This is a genomic window from Kocuria rhizophila (genome assembly GCF_003667225.1).
Lineage (GTDB): Bacteria > Actinomycetota > Actinomycetes > Actinomycetales > Micrococcaceae > Kocuria > Kocuria rhizophila.
Genome location: NZ_RCOM01000178.1, coordinates 1 through 436, shown reverse-complemented (window position 1 = coordinate 436; position 436 = coordinate 1). Strand labels below are relative to the sequence as shown.

General features: G+C 72.2%; 1 protein-coding gene. It reads right to left on the bottom strand.

Annotated features, from left to right (window positions below; genetic code table 11):
- Positions 1 to 436 (bottom strand): zinc-binding dehydrogenase (locus D9R02_RS11900; protein WP_147435373.1); only part of this gene is annotated, 436 nt, incomplete at both ends.

Sequence of the window (436 nt, the reverse complement as noted above, 5' to 3'; positions counted from 1 at the left end):
CACCTGACCCGAGGTCAGCAGGGGCCACACGTACTCCCCGACCGCGGCCATGATGGTGGCCTTCTCCTCCGCCGAACGCGCCCGCAGCGTCGTGCCGATCACCGCGGCGCGCTTCTGCAGCAGCCGCCCCACGTTCAGCTCCCCCTTGGCACCGCCCTGCATCCCGATGATCACGATGCGCCCGTTCGTGGCCACCACCCGCAGGTTCGGGTCCAGGTACTTGGCGCCCACGACGTCCAGGACCACGTCCGCCCCGCGGCCGTCCGTGAGCTCGTGGACCCGCTCCACGAAGTCCTCGTTCCGGTAGTTGACGGCGGTGGCGCCCAGTTCCCGCACGGTGGCGGCCTTCTCCTCGCTGCCCACCGTGGCGATCACCGTGAGGCCCAGCGCGCGGGCCACCTGGATGGCGTGGGTCCCGATGCCGCCCGCCCCACCG